This window comes from Pseudarthrobacter siccitolerans (genome assembly GCF_030823375.1).
Taxonomy (GTDB): domain Bacteria; phylum Actinomycetota; class Actinomycetes; order Actinomycetales; family Micrococcaceae; genus Arthrobacter; species Arthrobacter siccitolerans_A.
The window spans coordinates 640,354-657,840 of the sequence record NZ_JAUSXB010000001.1 but is presented as its reverse complement, the minus strand read 5'-3'; the positions used below and the strand labels follow the sequence as shown (position 1 = coordinate 657,840).

Sequence of the window (17,487 nt, the reverse complement as noted above, 5' to 3'; positions counted from 1 at the left end):
CTGCCAACCCGGATTCGTATCGATCAGTCCGGATTTTGATTCGCACCCGCGAGCCCCGCCATGTTCGGGGAGTCAGTCGTCCCGGTGGACTTCTACGAGCCGGACCTCTATCAGGGCACCGGCGTCCACCACAGCCGTCATATACGTGCAGACAGGCTGGCGGCGCCTGTCGGTAGGGGAACCGGGGTTGAGCAGCCGAAGCCCCCGCGGGGAGAGCGAGTCCCAGGGGATGTGGCTGTGCCCAAAAACCAGCACGTCAGCGTCCGGGTACAGTTGCTCGCACCGCGCCTCCCGTCCCTTTGCCTGCCCTGTTTCGTGCACCATGGCAAAGCGGACATCTTCCAGCGTGACTGCTGCCGTTTCCGGCAGCCGGGCCCGTAACTCCGGCCCGTCATTGTTTCCGTAGACGCCCACCACGGAGCGGCTGCGCTGCTCGAACTCATCCAGCAGGCCGGCCGTCACCCAGTCGCCGGCGTGGAAGACCACATCGGCGTTTTCGACGGCGGCCCACACCTGGGCAGGAAGTGTTTTGGCGCGCTTGGGAACGTGGGTATCGGCGAGCAGCAGGATGTTCAGCGGCATGGTGAAATCCTGCCATGCCGGCTTTGTTCCTGCCCTTTCCGCTCCGCGCCGGGAGTCGTAACCTAGGGCTGGAGGTGATTGCCATGGAGGCAGCACAGGGCGACCGGATCATTGTTCACGGCAGGAACGTGGGGTCCACGGACCGGCACGGGGTAATACTCGAAGTCCGCGGCCAGGGCGGAACGCCGCCCTACCTGGTCCGCTTTGACGACGGGCACGAAACCGTCATGTACCCCGGCGGTGATTTCGCCGTCGAACACCACAACGGGCACTAAGGCGCGTGCGGCCCGCATCCTCCACCTGTCAGACTGGAGCGATGGATCACTCACTGGCCTCCGCCTCGTCCTCCACTCCGCCTGTCCGCACGGGTCCACGCGATCCCGGTGACGCCTGGGTGGAGGGGGACCGCGGCCGGTTCTGGGGCAGGTTTGGTGCGGCCGGCGTCCTGGCTTATGACCCCGCCAAGGGTGTGCTCCTGCAGCACCGGGCCGTCTGGAGCCATAACGGCGGGACCTGGGGCCTGCCCGGCGGGGCGCTGCATGAGGGCGAGGATGCGGTGGAGGGCGCATTGCGCGAAGCCTGGGAGGAGGCCGCCGTGCCGTCCGGGAACGTCGAGGTACTTTTCAGGTCCGTGCTGGACCTGGGCTACTGGTCCTACACCACGGTGGTGGTGCTGGTGACGGAACCGTTCGATCCCGTCATCAGCGACCCCGAGAGCATCGAATTGCTGTGGATACCGGTGGCCGGGGTGGAAAGCAAGGAACTGCACCCGGGCTTCGCGGCTGCCTGGCCCGGGTTGCGGGAGCGGATCAGTACCCCGGCGTAGCCCCGCCTGAGCAGCTCCGGGTCCAGTCCTGCTTAGTAGTCCTTGCCGTACTCCGCGTGAACAAGGATGGGCAGGTGGTCGGAGTTGCCCCGGGGCAGCGTCTCAACACTCTCGATGTCCAGTCCCAGCGACGTGGCGAAGTCGAAGTGGCCCTTAAAGACCTTGTAACGGGTATACGTCCGCCGGTTGCTGAGGGAGAGCGCGTAGCCCGAGTTCTTCATGTGGAGGTGCAGGTTCTTGGTGAAGAACGGGTAATTGAAGTCGCCCACCATCAGCGTCATCAGGCCCCGCCCCATGCTGAGCAGCTCGGCGTGGGCGGCGTGGATCTGCTTGCGGCGCAGGGAGTTTGAGGCCGTGAGGGGCGCCGCGTGGAAGGACCCGATCACCAGTTCATGCTGGGTCTCGTTGTCCACCACCCGCGTCCCGATGAGCCGCTCGTGCGCCGGGGCCAGGACCCTGTCGTGCATCGACTTCTTGAGTGCGAAGGACTGGGTGTCCAGCGCAGTGAAACGGCTGGTGCGGTAATAGATGGCCAGCCCCAGCCGGTTTCCCTTGGTGGCATCGGCAAGGTGGAGCGGGCCGAGGGTCTCGGGGAGGTCGGTGGCGTCCACCTCCTGAAGGCAGAGCGCATCAATATCGTGGTTCCGTGCCAGGGCAAGGAGCTCGCCGCTCGCTTTGTGCTTGCGGAGGTTGTAGCTGATGACGCGCATGGAACACCTCTTCCGAGGGTTGCTGACAGGACCGTTCAAGAGTCTAGTCCGATGACAGCCGCCAGGCGCCAACATTTCGCCGCGTCCTCAAACAACCCATGACGGTTGCCTGCCCGCACAACGATAGAGTTAGTGCGAATTCACTGAAATCTCCGGGAGGGCCACCGTTGACCGCTGATCTGCCTGAACTGGCCGAGGGAAATTACTACTACCAGTCCCTGGGTGAAGGACGTTTCTGTTCCACGATCCATGCCCAGGGTGCCTGGAACGTCCACGAGCAGCACATGGCGCCCGCGTCAGGCCTGATGGCGGACTGCCTGGAGCGGCACCAGCCGCGGACGGGGCTGCGGATGGCCAGGTTGAGCTACGAGATCCTGGGCCTCATTCCCGGCGGTGATTTCCACATCGAGACCACCACACTCCGGCCGGGAAAAACCATCGAGCTGCTGCAGGCAGAGCTGGTTGCCGGCGGCCGGACGGCCATCCGGGCCACGGCATGGCGGATGATAACCAGCGATACGTCCGCTGTCGCGGCCATTGAGGATACCGCCATTCCCGGCCCGGACGAATGCAAGCCCTACGACGGCGCCTCCGTGTGGCCCGGCGGTTACATCCGCTCCCTTGAGATGCGCGTGGCGGAAGGGCACCGGCCCGGGGCCGGCAAAGTATGGCTGCGCACGGACCACCCCCTGACGGACAGGGCAGACAGCGGCGACCTCGCCCGCCTGATGGGGCTCGTGGATACCGCCAACGGCATCGCCGCGCGGGTGCCGCCAGGCAAGGACAGCTACGCCTTTCCCAACGTTGACCTCCAGATCCACATGTACCGCCGCCCGGAAGGGGAGTGGCTGGGGCTGGACAACGCCGTCTCCTTTGGCGGGGACGGGATCGGCCTCACCTCAACAGTCCTGCATGATCTGCAGGGCCCTTTCGGGCGCGCGGAACAGATTCTGACGCTCCGCAAAAGCTGACCTACGCAGCCGCCACCGGATGTATCGTTAAGTGTCGTTGTATATCGTTGGCGATTTACAGAGGAGACCAGTGTGCGTGATTCGTACCCGGCAGGCGGCTTTGGCGGAAACAGCATCGATGGCATCTGGCAGGCCGTCGAGGAACTCCGTTCACGGTTCGAAAAGCGCGGGGGCACGCGCGCCGGCAAGGGCGAGGTGCGGGCAGCCGTGCTGGCCCTGCTCGCGGAGCGTCCCATGCATGGCTACCAGATCATCCGTGAGATCGAGGAGCGCAGCGGCGGCAGCTGGAAACCGAGCGCCGGCTCCGTCTACCCCACCCTCCAGCTGCTCGCCGACGAGGGAGTCATCAGCGCCGAGGAGTCCAATGGCCGCAAGATCTATTCGCTGACAGAAGCAGGCCGTGAGGAGGCGGCAGGCGGCCACCCTGGATCGCCATGGAGTGCCGCAGGGCCAACAACCGGCGCAGGTGTTGGGTCCCTGCCCAAAGCCGGTATTGAGCTGGCGCAGGCTGCAGCGCAGGTAGGCCGCACAGGCTCACCGGAGCAGGTACAGCAGGCCGTGGCAGTGCTCGAAGAAGCCCGCCGGCGGATCTACTCCATCCTCGCCCAGGGCTGACCCGGGTGGCATTAGTCCGCCGCAACCGGGCACCGGTGCCCGGGGCCGGAGATGCCGGCGCGGGAAGTACCCGCGCCCGGTACCGCCGGATTCTCCGTTTCGCAGCCTGGAACCTGGCGGCGACCTGGTGGTATGAGCTGCTCCTCCCGCGGATCGGCTTGGCGTTGGTGACCGAGCGGACGCGGCCGGCCCGGATGCAGCGCTTCGCCCGGCGCTTCCACGTACTCGCGGTGGACCTGGGCGGCCTGATGATTAAGGTGGGGCAGTTCCTCTCGTCCAGGCTTGACGTGCTGCCCCCGGAAATCACCAACGAACTTGCGGGCCTCCAGGACGAGGTGCCGCCGGTCCCCTTCCCGGCCATCCGGGCCCTTGCCGAGAAGGAATTAGGGGTCCCGCTCGAGCAGGCGTTCGCCTGGGTGGAAGAGACGACGATCGCCGCGGCCTCGCTGGGGCAGGCGCACCGTGCACGGCTCCTTCCCGCTGATGCTGCCGAGACCGGACTGAAGGAAGTTGTGGTCAAGGTGCAGCGTCCGGGCATCGGCGCAATTGTCGACGTCGACCTGGCAGCATTGCGCAAGGTGGGCGGCTGGCTGAGCCACTTCCGGCTCATTTCCAACCGCGCCGATATGCCTGCCCTGTTGGAGGAATTCGCGCAGACCAGCTTCGAAGAAATCGACTACCTCCACGAAGCCGCCAACTCCGAGCGTTTCGCCGTGGATTTTTCCGGCGACGGCCGGGTGGCAGTTCCACAGGTCGCCTGGGAGCGGTGCACCCGCCGCGTGCTGACCCTCGAAGACGTCACGGCCATCAAGATTACGGACGCCGCAGCGCTCCGGGCGGCAGGTATTGATCCGGCCCTGGTGGCGCCGGTGTTCGCCGCCGTGATGTTCGACCAACTCTTCACCAACGGCTTTTTCCATGCCGACCCGCACCCTGGCAACATCTTCGTCACTCCGGTTCCTGCCGGCGTCGGGGAATACCCCTGGAAACTGACGTTCATCGACTTTGGCATGATGGGCGAAGTTCCCGCTTCGACGCGCAGCGGCCTGCGCAAGCTCCTGATCGCGGCCGCCGCGCGCGACGGCAAAGGGCTGGTGGCGGCCATCGGCGATGTAGGCGTCCTGATGCCGTCCGCGGACGTTGGAGGTCTCGAGCGGGCCATGACGCAGCTGTTTGGCCGCTTCGGGGGAATGGGTTTCGCCGAGCTTCGCGAAGTGGATCCGCGCGAATTCCGTGACTTCGCGGTTGAATTCGGTGACGTGGTGCGCTCCCTGCCGTTCCAGCTGCCCGAAAATTTCCTGCTCATCATCCGCGCAATGTCCCTGACATCGGGAGTGTGCAGTTCGCTGGACCCCCGGTTCAACCTGTGGGACTCGGTGGAACCCTACGCAGCCCGGCTGCTCCGGGACGAGCGCGGCAACTTCGTGCAGGACGTGGCCCAGCAGGCGCTCGATGCCGCAGGAATCGCGCTTCGCCTGCCCAAGCGGCTGGACGGACTCCTTGCCCGGATCGAGGAAGGTGGCCTCACGGTTGCCAACCCGCGACTTGAGCGGCAGGTCGCCAGGCTCCACCGCTCAACGCGGCGTACGGCGTCCGCCCTGGTATTCGGCGCCTTATTGATTGCCGGGGCCGTGGTGCGGGCTGACGATACAGCCTTGGGCAGTTCGCTGATGCTGGCGTCCGTAGTCCCGCTGCTGCACGGCCTGTGGGTGGGGCGGCGCGGTTTCTAAGTCTGCCCGGCCCCTGGATTCAGCCCGTCCCTGGAATCTGCCCGGCCCCTGGAATCAGCCCGTCCCTGGAATCTGCCCGTCCCTGGAAGACGAGCCACCGCGAGCGTGGAAAGCCCGGTCGGTGCGGCGCCCCAGGTGGAAGGCCACGGCGTAACCTAGGTTTGGCCTGTCCGCCGGCAACTCGCAGGTATGGCTCCGGTACACGGATTCGTCAGCTTGAGCCAAGGGCATCAATTAAAGCGAATGCGGCCGCGACAACAAGGAACTGCAGGATGACCACAGGGGAGCTTAGCAACATGCATCACGCCGATCCGGGAACCCGCACAGTGACAGTGGTGCGCCAGGAGGTTTCGCTTGGCGCCGGGCGGGATCTCGAATTTGGCCTGGAGCTCCTGGCCAAGGCAAGGAGTGGAGGGATGGGCCCCACGCTTCGCCTGTACCGGCCGGCCCCCACGGTGGCGTTCGGCCAGCGGGACACCAGGCTGCCGGGTTTTGAAGCAGCAGAGCAGGCCTGCCGCGACAACGGCTTTGAGCCGCTGGTCCGCCGCGCCGGCGGCCGGGCAGCGGCGTACCACCAGGGAACCCTGGTGGTGGACCATATTGAACCGGACGCGGACGCCATCGCCGGATCAAAAAGCCGGTTCGGGTACTTTGGGGAGTTGTTCGCCGAAGCCCTGCGCGGTGTTGGAGTGCACGCGGCTGTCGGGGAGATCCCCGGCGAGTACTGCCCCGGGGAATTCAGTGTGCACGGCAGCGAACAGGGCAGCTCCCGCCAGGTGAAGCTGGTGGGCACCGCCCAGCGTGTGGTGGCCGGCGGCTGGCTGTTCAGTTCCGTCATCGTGGTGGAGGACTCCGCGCCCATCCGCAAGGTCCTCACGGACACCTACGCCGCCCTCGGCCTGGACTGGGACCCTGCCACGGCGGGGGCAGTGAACGATCTTGTCCCGGGCGTGGACGTGGGCGCGGTGGAGGAGGCGCTGCTGGCAACGTACGCCCGCCACGCCACCCTCGGGACTGCACCCTTCAGCAGCCTGGGGGCATAAGCAATAAAAAACGGGACCAACACTGGGGTTGGTCCCGTTTTTGCTGCCCGGCCGGCTGCTGAGGGCCGGCCGACGCTTTGGCTGGTTTGCCGCCTAGGCTGCGAGGCGCGTCTTGACCTCGGCAGCGGACGGGTTGGTGGCAGCAGTGCCGTCCGGGAAGAGGACGGTGGGCACCGTGCGGTTGCCACCGTTCAGCTGCTCCACGAGTTCGGCGGTGCCTTCCACTTCCTCGATGTTGATCTCGTTGTAGCCGATGCCCTGGGCATCCAGCTGCTTCTTCAGCCGGTTGCAGTAGCCGCACCACGTGGTGGAAAACATGGTGATGGTGCCGGATTCGGGAGTGAAGTCCATAAGTTTCTCCTATGCGTCGTTCAGGGGTTCCTTCCTTTCAACGGTAGCCTGCAGGCCTGTATTCCCCGGCCCTGCGCACTTCACATGACAGCTCCTGCGGCCGGTGGCATGCTGGAGCCATGTGTGGACGTTATGTAATGGCACGTGCTGTGGGGGACCTCCTGGCCGAGTTCGACGCCGGGCTTGAGGAGGAGGTGGACATCCCGCCGTCCTGGAATGTTGCGCCAACGGACGACGTGCCCATCGTCCTGGAGCGGCTGATCGATGACGGGCAGGCCCCCAAGCAGGTGCGCCAGCTCCACGTGGCGCGCTGGGGATTGGTTCCGTCCTGGGCCAAGGACCCCGGGATCGGTTCGCGGATGATCAACGCACGGAGCGAATCCGTGCTGGAGAAACCGGCTTTCCGCAAAGCCGTCCAGTCACGCCGGTGCGCCGTGCCCGCGGACGGCTACTACGAATGGAAGCAGGGGCCAGGGAAGTCCAAGCAGCCCTACTATGTGCACCCGGGGGAAGGCCACGGCCTGGTTTTTGCCGGACTCTACGAATGGTGGAAGGATCCGGCCTGGCCTGCAGGGGAGCCGGGCGGGTGGATGCTTTCCACGTCCATCCTGACCACTGACACGCCGCCGCCAGGAAGCGAAGACACGGTGTTCGGCAAGCTGACGGCGCTGCACGACCGGGTTCCGCTGCCGATGGACAAATCCACGATGGAAGCGTGGCTGGACCCGCAGGCCGACGACGCGGCCGCCCTGGTGGACCTGGTCCGGTCCGGGGTTAAGGACGTGGCGTCGGACTGGCACGTCGACTCGGTGGGCAAGGACGTGGGGAACGTGCGCAACAACGGGCCGGAACTGATCCGGCCGGTGGAGGCCCTCTTCTAGAAGTCCAGGCGCCGGTGGGACGGCACCTAAACGGTGACCGTGCCGGCGTCGTCCACTGTCCAGGTGGGGTTGTACGCCACCTCCCAGCGGAAGCCGTCCGGGTCCGCGAAGTAGCCGCTGTAGCCGCCCCACGGCTGGGTGATGGGCTCGGCGATGATTTCGGCGCCGGCCGCGGCGGCCTCCGCCATGACCCTGTCCACGTCCTCGGTGCCGGAAAGGTTGTGGCTGAGCGTGATGCAGGGGACAGGGCCGGGAGCACTGACGCCGGCATCGGCCTGCATCTGGCGGACATCCCAAAGGGACAGCACCAGGCCGTGGTTCACCTGGATAAACACCACATCCCCCGGAACTTCCCGGTGGACCGGCCAGCCAAGGCCGTCAACGTAGAACGCGCGGGACGCCTGAACACTGCGGACGCCTAGTGAAATGAAGTCGACTCTGGGCTGCATGGTTCGATACTGTCAGACGATGGCGACAATTCAAGGGAACGATAGAGACGCTTTGGCCGACAAGGAACAGCTCGCTGCCGTCCGGATCGCCGTGGACGAGGTGGATGACCAGATTGTCACCCTGATCGCCCGCCGCGAGCGCCTGATCCGGATCGCCGGGACCCTCAAGGGCGACGACGCCGAAGTCCGTGCCCCGGGCCGGGTAGAGCGGATCATCGAACACGTCCGCTCGGCGGCCGAGAAAAAGGACATTGACCCGGACATCGTCGAGTCCACTTACCGGGCCATGATCTCCGGTTTCATCGAACTCGAACTCCGGGTCCACAAAGAAAACAGCTGAGCCGCCCGGCCCAGCTGTTACAGGTTCTCCTCCACGGGAACACCGGACTGGAACTCCCGGCCGTCCGCCTCGCTGAAGCCGGTCATCACATGCCCTTCGCCGAGCCCGTTAATGGCTGCCATAGGGAAGTTTCCGGTGATGGTGCTGCCTGAGTGGCTGACCCCTGAAAGATCATAGTTTTCTTCACAGCTCTGGTCGTGGTTGAACGAGAAGAAGGAAATTGGCTTCCCGTTCATGAATTCAATGCCCAGGCGCCGCTGCGACGAATAGTCCGGGCTGGCAGCCACAAGCCCCACCACGTAGGCACCGGAACCGGGGATATTGCCGTCCAAATCGAAGGTTGCCACGAGCGTGGAGTCCTGGGCTTTGATGTTGACCTGCTTGAGGAGTGCGTCATGGGTGCTCATGGCACAATCCTGCTCCCTGCCGTTCGGTCCGTCCACCCCTGAGCGGTCACAGAACTGAAGCCTAAGGTGCTTCCGCAGCAATGCCGTTTCCCGAAAGCCCGTCCACTTGCCCCTTGCCTATGCGGCACCTCCCGGGAGGCGTAGACTGGTACTGTTCGAACATATATTCGAACTGTTTCTGTTTCACTTTCGCATCCGGGAGGCGCCCCTTGGGTATGTTCAGCGAATCCGTTGACGTCTCCTGCACCCCTGACGGCCACCCCGTGGCTGTTGTTTGGGCGGGTCGTTCCTATTCTGTGTGTGCCGAACCTGTCCGCTGGTACGAACGCCGCCAGTGGTGGGCCGAAGAAACCCGCGCACCGCTGGGAAGCGGCCCAGGGCTGGTGGACCACGAAATCTGGCGGGTCCAGGTGCAGCTCTCAGCCGCGGGTTCCGGCGGTTCCAAGGAACAGGAAGAGCCGCTCACCCTTGACCTCACCCGCCATATCCGCAGCGGCCGCTGGCGGCTCCTGCGGATCCATGACGCCCTGCGCCCCAGAACAGCATGAGCTTCACGCACCTCCACGTCTCCACCGCCTTCAGCGCCCACTATGGGGTTTCCTGGCCTGAGGAACTGGCTCAGGCCGCTGCTGCTGACGGCGCAAACGCGCTTGCCTGCACGGATCGGGACGGCCTGTATGGCACCATCAAGCACCTCAAAGCGTGCATGGGTGCCGGCATTGACCCCATCGTAGGGGTGGACCTTGCGGTCTATGACGACGACGGCGATCACCGCACCCAGCTGGCCGGCCGTGTGGTGGTGCTGGCCCGCGGCCACAACAACGGGGCCGGCTACCGCGCGCTGTGCCGGCTGGTGTCCGATGCCCACGCCCGCACCTCGGGTAAAGCCGGTGGAGTTGTGCCGGTAGCCGTGACCAGGGCTGAGCTTGCCTCCCGCACCCTTGATCCCCGCACCCTGAAACCCGTGCTGATGGTCCTGATCGGGCCGGATTCCGACGTCGGACGTGCCATGGGCGGGCGGCGTTACCTGCGGCCGCGCACCCTTTTCAAGCAGTGGCTGGACGCCATGCCCGCAGGAACTGTTGTAGCCGAGACCGTTTCCCAACTCAGCGCCCCGGGAAAACCGCTGAGCACGGCGCATGCCGTCCGGATGCTCAAACTCGCAGAAGAACACAACGTCCCGGCAATCCTCAGCAATGCGGTCCGGTACTGCGCGGAGGACGGCGCCGCAACCGCAGACGTACTGGATTCCGCGCGGACCCTGAAATCCCTTCCGGAACTGGCCCAGGAACCACTGCTGCAACCCAACGGCCAGGGCTGGCTGAAATCCTCGCATCAGATGCTGCAGCTGGGTAAGGAAATCATCTCCGCAGCAGGCTATGGTGCCGAAGACCTTAACAGGCTCATGGCACAAACAGAGGCGCTCGCCGATGTCTGCAGGATTGATCCTGTTTCTGACATGGGGTGGAAGCAGCCGGTGGTCCCGGAAGCTGCGGTCATTGGGATCAGCCAGGATCCGCACGTGGAACTGGTGCAGCGCTGCAGGGCGGGGATCGGCAGGAGGTTCCCCGGAATCGCCGGGAACAGCGAAAAGGAAATGCTCCGCCGGCTTGACCATGAGCTGGGCATCATCCGGAACCTGGGGTTTTCCTCCTACTTCCTCACTGTGGCGGAGGTTTCGCGCATGATCCAGGAGATGGGGGTGCGGGCAGCCGCCCGGGGCTCCGGAGCCTCCAGCCTGGTCAACTACCTCATTGACGTCAGCCAGGTAAATCCGCTGCAGCACGACCTCATCTTCGAACGTTTCCTTTCCCAGGACCGGGCCACGTTGCCCGATATCGATATCGACGTCGAAAGCGCCGAGCGGCATAACGTGTACCACCGGATTTTTGAACGCTTTGGTAAGGAACGCGTCACGCTCATGAGCATGCAGAACGGCTACCGGGCGCGGGGTGCAGTGCGTGACGCAGGCCTTGCGTTGGGGATGGATGACGGCGACGTGGGGGACATTGCCAAGCAGTTGTGGCGGTTCTCGGCCTCCAAGTTCCGTGAAGCACTGCAGGAGAAGCCCGAGCTGAGGGAATTTGCCGGCAGGGTGGAACAGCGGGATTCCCACGGCAACCAGCAACTGGACCTGCTGGTGGACCTGACCGAACGCCTGGACCGGTTGCCGCGGCACATTTCCATGCATCCGTGCGGCGTGATCCTGGGTGACGCCACCCTGCTGGACCGCACCCCTGTACAGCCCAGCGGCCTGGGACTGCCCATGAGCCAGTTCGATAAGCACGACATGGATCCCATGGGCATGCTCAAGCTCGATGTCCTGGGCGTGAGGATGCAAAGCGCCATGGCGTTTGCCGTCCGGGAGATCATCCGGATCCATCCCTCCAAGAAGGATGTAGTGGCAGCGGGCGGCCATGGCGCCGGGCCTGACGGGACCGGGCCGGACTTCATTGCTGATAACGGGCACATCGACCTCAACGCCATTCCCCTGGACGATGAGCCCACCTTTGAACTCATCCGGAGCACCCACACCCTGGGCTGCTTCCAGATTGAATCCCCCGGGCAGCGCGAACTGATCGGCAAGATGGCGCCCCGGGAGTTCAATGACCTCATCATCGATATTTCGCTGTTCCGCCCGGGACCCATGAAATCGGATATGGTGCGGCCCTTCCTGGAGCACCGCCATGGGTTTGCCCCGGAGGTCTACCCCCACCCGCTCCTGAAGCCGGTGCTTCAGGAAACCCACGGAGTGACGGTTTTCCACGAGCAAATCCTGAGGACATTCGACGTGATGACCGGCTGCGGGCTTGCGAAGGCCGATGAATTCCGGCGGGCCCTCAGCAACGAGGTCGGGGAATTCCAGGTGGAAGAGTACTTCCGCAAGCATGCAAAGGCCAAGGACTTTTCCCCCGACGTCATTGACAAGGTATGGCAAACCCTGAAGTCCTTTGCCAGCTTTGGGTTCTGCAAAGCCCACGGGGCGGCCTTCGCGGTGCCCACCTATCAATCAGCTTGGCTGAAAACGCACCACCCTGAAGCCTTCCTGGCGGGCCTGTGGGAGCACGATCCGGGCATGTATCCCAAGCGGCTGCTGGTGGCGGAGGCCAGGCGGCTGGGGATTCCCATCCTTCCCCTGGACATCAACCTCAGCAAAGGGGAGTACCGGGTGGAACGGATCCGGCAGGGCCCGGATGCCGGGAAGCTCGGAATCCGACTGAGCCTGAACGGGATTTACGGGTTGTCCGCCACCGAGCTGAAAAGGATTGTTGCCGGCCAGCCGTACGATTCCCTGGCAGACCTCCGGGCGCGCTCGCGGTTGAGCAAGCCCAGCATTAAACGCCTGGCCCAGCTGGGTGCTTTTGATTCCCTCCACCGCGAGGCGGGCGGAATGGCCAACCGGGCAGACCTGGTCCAGCACCTGCAGCGGCTGCAGAATGCAGGCAGCGGACGGAAGGGCGTCGAGGTGCTTGAGGGGCAGCTGTCCCTTCCCCTGGGCGATGTAGAGCTGCGCAACGTCAAACCTGGGCTGCCCGCGCCTACCCTCGTCGAGAATGTCCGGGCTGAGCTGGACCTGATGGCCGTTGACGTCAGCAGCCACCTGATGGAGAGCCACCGCCCCACGCTGGACAGGCTTGGTGTGACTACGGCGGACAAGCTCCTGGGCCTGCGCAACGGGACCGAGGTCCTGGTGGCCGGGGTGCGGGTAGCCACCCAAACACCGCCCATGCGGGGAGGCAGGAGGGTGGTGTTCATCAGCATTGATGATGGCACCGGCTGCGTCGACTCGGTGTTCTTTCACGAAGCCCAGGAAAATGCCGGGCTGCTCCTGTTCGGAACCAGGCTGCTGCTCATCCGGGGCACCACCAGGAGGACGGGTCCGCGGGGCATCAGCATCAGCGCCAGCATGGCCTGGGACCTCAGCCGCACCGAAACCTTGCCTTTCCCGACTCCAGCGGACCAACCCGCTGACGTCCCGCATCCCCTGGACGGGATCAGCAGGACCCTGGCAATTACCGGTTTTAGCGGTTGACTCTGCCGTGTGCCGCTTTGGCCGGCCCTTCACGGAACCGATAGCATTGACGGTGGCTGGCTGTGGTCCCCGTATGCCACAAGCTATGAAGCCTTAACTTTGAATAGGAGACACCCGTGTCAGATGCCCAGCAGATCACCCTTCTCGTCGATGGCGAAGAGACCAAGGTGACTACCGGGACAACCGGTGCGGAACTCTTCTTTGAGCGCCGTGATGTTGTTGTAGCCCGCGTCAATGGCGAGCTGAAGGACCTGGACCAGCAGCTGCCGGAAGGCGCCGAGGTTGAGGGTGTCACCATCGATTCACCGGACGGGCTGAACGTGCTCCGCCACTCCACGGCCCACGTGATGGCCCAGGCTGTCCAGCAGCTGCGCCCCGACGCCAAGCTGGGCATCGGCCCGTATATCACTGACGGCTTCTACTTCGACTTTGACGTGGCCGAGCCCTTCACTCCCGAGGACCTCAAAACCCTCGAAAAGATGATGCTCAAGATCGTCAACCAGAACCAGAAGTTCGTCCGCCGCGTCGTCTCCGAGGACGAGGCCCGCGAAGCGATGAAGAACGAGCCCTACAAGCTTGAACTCCTGGGCAAGAAAAACGATGCCGCCGAAGCAGGCGAGGGCGTCAGCGTTGAGGTCGGCGCCGGCGATATCACCATTTACGACAACGTTGAGCGCAAGGAAGGGACCACTGTCTGGTGCGATCTCTGCCGCGGCCCGCACCTGCCCAACACCAAGATGATCTCCAACGCCTTCGCGCTCACCCGCTCTTCCTCGGCCTACTGGCTGGGAAACCAGAAGAACCAGCAGCTGCAGCGGATCTACGGCACGGCCTGGCCCACCAGGGACGCCCTTAAGGCGTACCAGGAACGCATCGCCGAGGCTGAACGCCGCGACCACCGCAAGCTCGGCTCCGAACTGGACCTGTTCTCCTTCCCGGACGAACTGGGCTCAGGCCTTCCTGTTTTCCATCCCAAGGGCGGCATCATCCGCAAGGAGATGGAGGACTACTCCAGGCAGCGCCACGTTGAGGCGGGCTACGAGTTCGTCTACACGCCGCACATCACCAAGGGCCACCTCTACGAAGTCTCCGGCCACCTTGACTGGTACAAGGACGGCATGTTCCCGGCCATGCACGTCGATGCCGAGCTCAACGAGGACGGCACCGTGCGCAAGCCCGGCCAGGATTACTACCTGAAGCCGATGAACTGCCCCATGCACAACCTCATCTTCCGGTCCCGCGGGCGCTCATACCGCGAGCTGCCGCTGCGCCTGTTCGAATTCGGGTCGGTTTACCGGTACGAGAAGTCCGGTGTGGTGCACGGCCTCACCCGTGTGCGCGGCATGACACAGGATGACGCCCACATCTATTGCACCCGTGAGCAGATGAAGGACGAACTTACCAAGACCCTGAACTTCGTCCTGGACCTGCTCAAGGACTACGGGCTCAACGATTTCTACCTGGAACTGTCCACTAAGGACCCGGAAAAATACGTCGGTGACGACGCCGCCTGGGATGAAGCCACCAGGACCCTCGCGGAGGTGGCGCAGGAATCCGGGCTGGAACTCGTGCCGGATCCGGGTGGAGCAGCCTTCTACGGTCCCAAGATCTCCGTCCAGGCGAAGGACGCGCTGGGCCGCACGTGGCAGATGTCCACCATCCAGCTGGACTTCAACCTGCCCGAGCGCTTCGAACTGGAATTCCAGGCCGCCGATGGCACCCGCCAGCGTCCGGTCATGATCCACCGTGCACTGTTCGGATCGGTGGAGCGGTTCATGGGTGTGCTCACCGAGCACTACGCGGGAGCCTTCCCGGCGTGGCTCGCACCTGTCCAGGTGGTGGGCATCCCCGTGGCGGAGACATTCAACGAGTACATGTTCGACGTCGTCGACCAGCTTAAGGCCGCAGGCATCCGTGCCGAGGTGGATACGTCCTCTGACCGGTTCCCCAAGAAGATCCGCACCGCCAGCAAGGACAAGATCCCGTTTGTGCTGATTGCCGGCGGTGACGATGCCGAAGCGGGTGCTGTCTCATTCCGCTTCCGCGACGGAAGCCAGGACAACGGCGTGCCCGTTGAAGAGGCAGTCAAGCGGATCACGGAAGCCGTCCGTAACCGGACCAGCTAGCGGATACGGAACATTATGGTGCAGGAGAACACAGGCGCAGGATATCCAGGGGATGCCGGCGTCACCGACGACTTTGACCTCGCCGGTGTCCCGGACGCTTTCCAGCGCCTGTGGACTCCGCACCGGATGGCCTACATCAAGGGCGGCCAGCACCAGTTCAAGAACGAAAACGATTGCCCCTTCTGCGTTGGCCCCGCACGTACTGACGAGGACGCACTCATCGTTCACCGGGGCAGGACCTGCTACGTGGTGCTGAACCTCTTTCCGTACAACCCCGGGCATCTTTTGGTCTGCCCCTACCGCCACATCCCGGACTACACCGACCTGACGGTGGAGGAGACGGCGGAGTTCGCCGAGCTCACCCAGACCGCCATGCGGGTCCTGCGGAAAGTGTCCAATCCGGGCGGTTTCAACCTGGGCATGAACCAGGGGGTGGTGGGCGGGGCCGGCATCGCCGCACACCTGCACCAGCACATCGTTCCCCGGTGGGGCGGCGACGGGAACTTCTTCCCGATCATCGCCCAGACCAAGGCGATCACGCAGACCCTTGACGAGGTCCGCCAGCAGGTCGCCGACGCCTGGCCCGGGGAGACGGATGCTGAATAAGCACGCGCGCGGGTTCTTCACCGCACTGTTCACCCCGGTTGCCCGTTGGCTTCTCCGCATGGGCGTTTCACCCGACGCCGTCACCATCATCGGCACGGCCGGGGTGGTGGTGGGAGCCCTCGTCTTCTACCCCCTCGGTCAGCTCTGGTGGGGAACACTGTTCATCACCGCCTTCATCTTCTCCGATGTCCTCGATGGCATCATGGCCAGGATGCAGGCGGTGGGCGGCCGGTGGGGCAACTTCCTCGACTCCACCCTGGACCGGATCGCCGACGGCGCCCTGTTCGCCGGACTCGCCGTCTGGTTCTTCACCGGCGGGGCCAACGTCCCCATCGCCATGGCAGCCACCGTCTGCCTCGTCCTGGGCATGGTGGTTTCCTACGCCAGGGCCAAAGCTGAATCACTAGGCTTCACCGCCAACGTGGGCATCGCCGAACGGGCCGAACGCCTGGTCTCGGTCCTCGTGGTCACCGGATTTACCGGCCTGGGGCTTCCCGGCGTGGTGTTGCTGGTGACACTCGCGCTGCTCGCCCTCGCCAGCTTCATCACAGTGGTTCAGCGCGTAATTTCCGTACGCCGCCAGGCGCTTGCGGAACCCTCGCCGGCTGATTAACACGAATTAAGCCGCCCGGCCGCGGTGAGACTAGTATTAGGACTGCCCGGTCAATGGATCCGGCAACCCGGTGTGTGTAAACGTGGCATCTCCGTGCCGCCCTGCACGCCCGGCGAAGGTCATCTATCTACCCATAGGGGTTTTTGTGTCTACACCTGATGTAAGCAACGAGGCCGGTTCGTCCGCGAACAGCGTCACGGGCAGCAGCCGCGTGAAGCGGGGCATGGCTGAGATGCTCAAGGGCGGCGTCATCATGGACGTCGTCAACGTCGAACAGGCCCGCATCGCCGAAGACGCCGGTGCTGTCGCTGTGATGGCGCTGGAACGAGTTCCGGCCGATATCCGCGCCCAGGGCGGCGTGTCCCGGATGTCCGATCCGGACATGATCGACCAGATCATCGACGCCGTGTCCATTCCCGTGATGGCCAAGGCCCGCATCGGCCACTTCGTCGAGGCCCAGATCCTGCAGTCACTGGGCGTGGACTACATTGACGAGTCCGAGGTCCTCACCCCGGCCGACTACGTCAACCACATCGACAAGTGGAACTTCAAGGTTCCGTTCGTCTGCGGTGCCACCAACCTCGGTGAGGCGCTGCGCCGCATCAACGAGGGCGCTGCGATGATCCGTTCCAAGGGCGAGGCCGGCACCGGCGACGTCTCGAACGCCACCGGCCACATGCGCCAGATCCGCTCCGAGATCGCCAAGCTCGCTGCCCTGCCCCAGGACGAGCTGTACGTCGCCGCCAAGGAACTGCAGGCCCCGTACGAACTGGTCAAGGAAGTCGCCGCTGCCGGCAAGCTTCCCGTGGTGCTGTTCACCGCCGGCGGCATTGCCACCCCGGCCGACGCCGCCATGATGATGCAGCTCGGCGCTGACGGCGTCTTCGTCGGCTCCGGCATCTTCAAGTCCGGCAACCCCGCCCAGCGCGCCGCCGCCGTCGTGAAGGCCACCACCTTCTTCGATGACCCCGACGTCATCGCCAAGGCCTCCCGCGGGCTGGGCGAAGCCATGGTTGGCATCAACGTCGACGAGATCCCCCAGCCGCACCGCCTGGCCGAGCGCGGCTGGTAGCTCTCATCGCCTGGGTGCGCCGGACGGCGTCATCCTCGGCGCGCTATTCCCCGTGCATTGTTTGCGGCTAAGTAGCTGCTTGCGGCACGGGGCCCCTTTTACGCGCGCTGCCGGATAACGCCGCCCTTCGGC

At 64.6% G+C, this 17,487-nt stretch carries 19 protein-coding genes; 14 read left to right on the top strand and 5 right to left on the bottom strand.

What is annotated here, in order from left to right:
- Positions 1-72 precede the first annotated feature (72 nt).
- Positions 73-582: a metallophosphoesterase family protein gene (locus QFZ36_RS03155; protein ID WP_306633862.1), complete on the bottom strand. Its 510-nt coding sequence runs from the start codon at positions 580-582 to the stop codon at positions 73-75.
- Between the two features lie 83 nt (positions 583-665).
- Here QFZ36_RS03155 and QFZ36_RS03150 point away from each other — a divergent pair, with 83 nt between their 5' ends.
- Positions 666-857 carry a DUF1918 domain-containing protein gene (locus QFZ36_RS03150; RefSeq protein ID WP_306633858.1) on the top strand — a complete coding sequence of 64 codons (192 nt, stop codon included), beginning with the start codon at positions 666-668 and terminating at the stop codon, positions 855-857.
- A 41-nt stretch (positions 858-898) separates the two neighbouring features.
- On the top strand, positions 899-1,408 hold the full coding sequence (locus QFZ36_RS03145; protein WP_306633855.1) for an NUDIX domain-containing protein: 510 nt from the start codon (positions 899-901) through the stop codon (positions 1,406-1,408).
- Positions 1,409-1,440: 32 nt separating this feature from the next.
- Here QFZ36_RS03145 and QFZ36_RS03140 read toward each other — a convergent pair whose 3' ends face one another.
- Positions 1,441-2,118, bottom strand: a complete 678-nt coding sequence (locus QFZ36_RS03140; protein ID WP_306633853.1) for an endonuclease/exonuclease/phosphatase family protein — start codon at positions 2,116-2,118, stop codon at positions 1,441-1,443.
- Positions 2,119-2,285: 167 nt separating this feature from the next.
- Between QFZ36_RS03140 and QFZ36_RS03135 the strand changes: the two genes are divergently transcribed.
- The 4 genes from QFZ36_RS03135 to QFZ36_RS03120 all read left to right on the top strand — a co-directional run bounded on the left by QFZ36_RS03135 (position 2,286) and on the right by QFZ36_RS03120 (position 6,477).
- On the top strand, positions 2,286-3,089 hold the full coding sequence (locus tag QFZ36_RS03135; RefSeq protein ID WP_306633852.1) for a thioesterase family protein: 804 nt from the start codon (positions 2,286-2,288) through the stop codon (positions 3,087-3,089).
- Positions 3,090-3,161: 72 nt separating this feature from the next.
- Entirely contained in the window at positions 3,162-3,704 is a 543-nt protein-coding gene (locus QFZ36_RS03130; protein ID WP_306633851.1) for a PadR family transcriptional regulator, read from the top strand.
- A gap of 5 nt (positions 3,705-3,709) precedes the next feature.
- Positions 3,710-5,434: an ABC1 kinase family protein gene (locus tag QFZ36_RS03125; protein WP_373427011.1), complete on the top strand. Its 1,725-nt coding sequence runs from the start codon at positions 3,710-3,712 to the stop codon at positions 5,432-5,434.
- Positions 5,435-5,730: 296 nt separating this feature from the next.
- Complete coding sequence (locus QFZ36_RS03120) at positions 5,731-6,477, top strand: lipoate--protein ligase family protein (protein WP_306639065.1); 747 nt, start codon at positions 5,731-5,733, stop codon at positions 6,475-6,477.
- Between the two features lie 93 nt (positions 6,478-6,570).
- Here QFZ36_RS03120 and QFZ36_RS03115 read toward each other — a convergent pair whose 3' ends face one another.
- Entirely contained in the window at positions 6,571-6,828 is a 258-nt protein-coding gene (locus QFZ36_RS03115; RefSeq protein WP_050054887.1) for a mycoredoxin, read from the bottom strand.
- Between the two features lie 119 nt (positions 6,829-6,947).
- On the opposite strand from QFZ36_RS03115, the gene QFZ36_RS03110 reads away from it, so the two are divergent.
- A complete protein-coding gene (locus QFZ36_RS03110) occupies positions 6,948-7,709 on the top strand; it encodes an SOS response-associated peptidase (RefSeq protein ID WP_306633848.1) in 762 nt (253 codons plus the stop codon).
- A gap of 26 nt (positions 7,710-7,735) precedes the next feature.
- On the opposite strand, the gene QFZ36_RS03105 is transcribed toward QFZ36_RS03110, so the two are convergent.
- Positions 7,736-8,158: a VOC family protein gene (locus tag QFZ36_RS03105; protein ID WP_306633847.1), complete on the bottom strand. Its 423-nt coding sequence runs from the start codon at positions 8,156-8,158 to the stop codon at positions 7,736-7,738.
- Positions 8,159-8,177: 19 nt separating this feature from the next.
- On the opposite strand from QFZ36_RS03105, the gene QFZ36_RS03100 reads away from it, so the two are divergent.
- Positions 8,178-8,498, top strand: a complete 321-nt coding sequence (locus tag QFZ36_RS03100; protein ID WP_142037219.1) for a chorismate mutase — start codon at positions 8,178-8,180, stop codon at positions 8,496-8,498.
- A 17-nt stretch (positions 8,499-8,515) separates the two neighbouring features.
- On the opposite strand, the gene QFZ36_RS03095 is transcribed toward QFZ36_RS03100, so the two are convergent.
- Complete coding sequence (locus tag QFZ36_RS03095; protein WP_306633845.1) at positions 8,516-8,905, bottom strand: hypothetical protein; 390 nt, start codon at positions 8,903-8,905, stop codon at positions 8,516-8,518.
- A 209-nt stretch (positions 8,906-9,114) separates the two neighbouring features.
- Here QFZ36_RS03095 and QFZ36_RS03090 point away from each other — a divergent pair, with 209 nt between their 5' ends.
- The 6 genes from QFZ36_RS03090 (at position 9,115) to pdxS (ending at position 17,355) form a co-directional block, all read left to right on the top strand.
- Positions 9,115-9,453: a DUF6504 family protein gene (locus QFZ36_RS03090; protein WP_306633844.1), complete on the top strand. Its 339-nt coding sequence runs from the start codon at positions 9,115-9,117 to the stop codon at positions 9,451-9,453.
- A complete protein-coding gene (locus QFZ36_RS03085; protein WP_306633842.1) occupies positions 9,450-12,938 on the top strand; it encodes a DNA polymerase III subunit alpha in 3,489 nt (1,162 codons plus the stop codon). Before QFZ36_RS03090 ends, QFZ36_RS03085 begins: the two co-directional genes overlap by 4 nt.
- Before the next feature lie 116 nt (positions 12,939-13,054).
- A complete protein-coding gene (gene thrS / locus QFZ36_RS03080; protein ID WP_306633840.1) occupies positions 13,055-15,064 on the top strand; it encodes a threonine--tRNA ligase in 2,010 nt (669 codons plus the stop codon).
- An 18-nt stretch (positions 15,065-15,082) separates the two neighbouring features.
- Positions 15,083-15,670, top strand: coding sequence for an HIT family protein (locus tag QFZ36_RS03075; protein ID WP_306633838.1), 588 nt, complete (start codon positions 15,083-15,085; stop codon positions 15,668-15,670).
- A complete protein-coding gene (gene pgsA, locus QFZ36_RS03070; RefSeq protein ID WP_306633836.1) occupies positions 15,660-16,283 on the top strand; it encodes a phosphatidylinositol phosphate synthase in 624 nt (207 codons plus the stop codon). The genes QFZ36_RS03075 and pgsA overlap by 11 nt, the downstream gene beginning before the upstream one ends.
- A gap of 145 nt (positions 16,284-16,428) precedes the next feature.
- A complete protein-coding gene (gene pdxS / locus QFZ36_RS03065) occupies positions 16,429-17,355 on the top strand; it encodes a pyridoxal 5'-phosphate synthase lyase subunit PdxS (RefSeq protein WP_306633834.1) in 927 nt (308 codons plus the stop codon).
- The last annotated feature ends 132 nt before the right edge of the window (positions 17,356-17,487 follow it).

What these genes read in the sequence shown, in the direction of transcription:
- QFZ36_RS03155 (WP_306633862.1), bottom strand. Translation starts at nt 582, where the DNA reads ATGCCGCTGAACATCCTGCTGCTCGCCGATACCCACGTTCCCAAGCGC.
- QFZ36_RS03150 (WP_306633858.1), top strand. Translation starts at nt 666, where the DNA reads ATGGAGGCAGCACAGGGCGACCGGATCATTGTTCACGGCAGGAACGTG.
- QFZ36_RS03145 (WP_306633855.1), top strand. Translation starts at nt 899, where the DNA reads ATGGATCACTCACTGGCCTCCGCCTCGTCCTCCACTCCGCCTGTCCGC.
- QFZ36_RS03140 (WP_306633853.1), bottom strand. Translation starts at nt 2,118, where the DNA reads ATGCGCGTCATCAGCTACAACCTCCGCAAGCACAAAGCGAGCGGCGAG.
- QFZ36_RS03120 (WP_306639065.1), top strand. Translation starts at nt 5,731, where the DNA reads ATGCATCACGCCGATCCGGGAACCCGCACAGTGACAGTGGTGCGCCAG.
- QFZ36_RS03115 (WP_050054887.1), bottom strand. Translation starts at nt 6,828, where the DNA reads ATGGACTTCACTCCCGAATCCGGCACCATCACCATGTTTTCCACCACG.
- QFZ36_RS03110 (WP_306633848.1), top strand. Translation starts at nt 6,948, where the DNA reads ATGTGTGGACGTTATGTAATGGCACGTGCTGTGGGGGACCTCCTGGCC.
- QFZ36_RS03105 (WP_306633847.1), bottom strand. Translation starts at nt 8,158, where the DNA reads ATGCAGCCCAGAGTCGACTTCATTTCACTAGGCGTCCGCAGTGTTCAG.
- QFZ36_RS03100 (WP_142037219.1), top strand. Translation starts at nt 8,178, where the DNA reads ATGGCGACAATTCAAGGGAACGATAGAGACGCTTTGGCCGACAAGGAA.
- QFZ36_RS03095 (WP_306633845.1), bottom strand. Translation starts at nt 8,905, where the DNA reads ATGAGCACCCATGACGCACTCCTCAAGCAGGTCAACATCAAAGCCCAG.
- QFZ36_RS03085 (WP_306633842.1), top strand. Translation starts at nt 9,450, where the DNA reads ATGAGCTTCACGCACCTCCACGTCTCCACCGCCTTCAGCGCCCACTAT.
- pgsA (WP_306633836.1), top strand. Translation starts at nt 15,660, where the DNA reads ATGCTGAATAAGCACGCGCGCGGGTTCTTCACCGCACTGTTCACCCCG.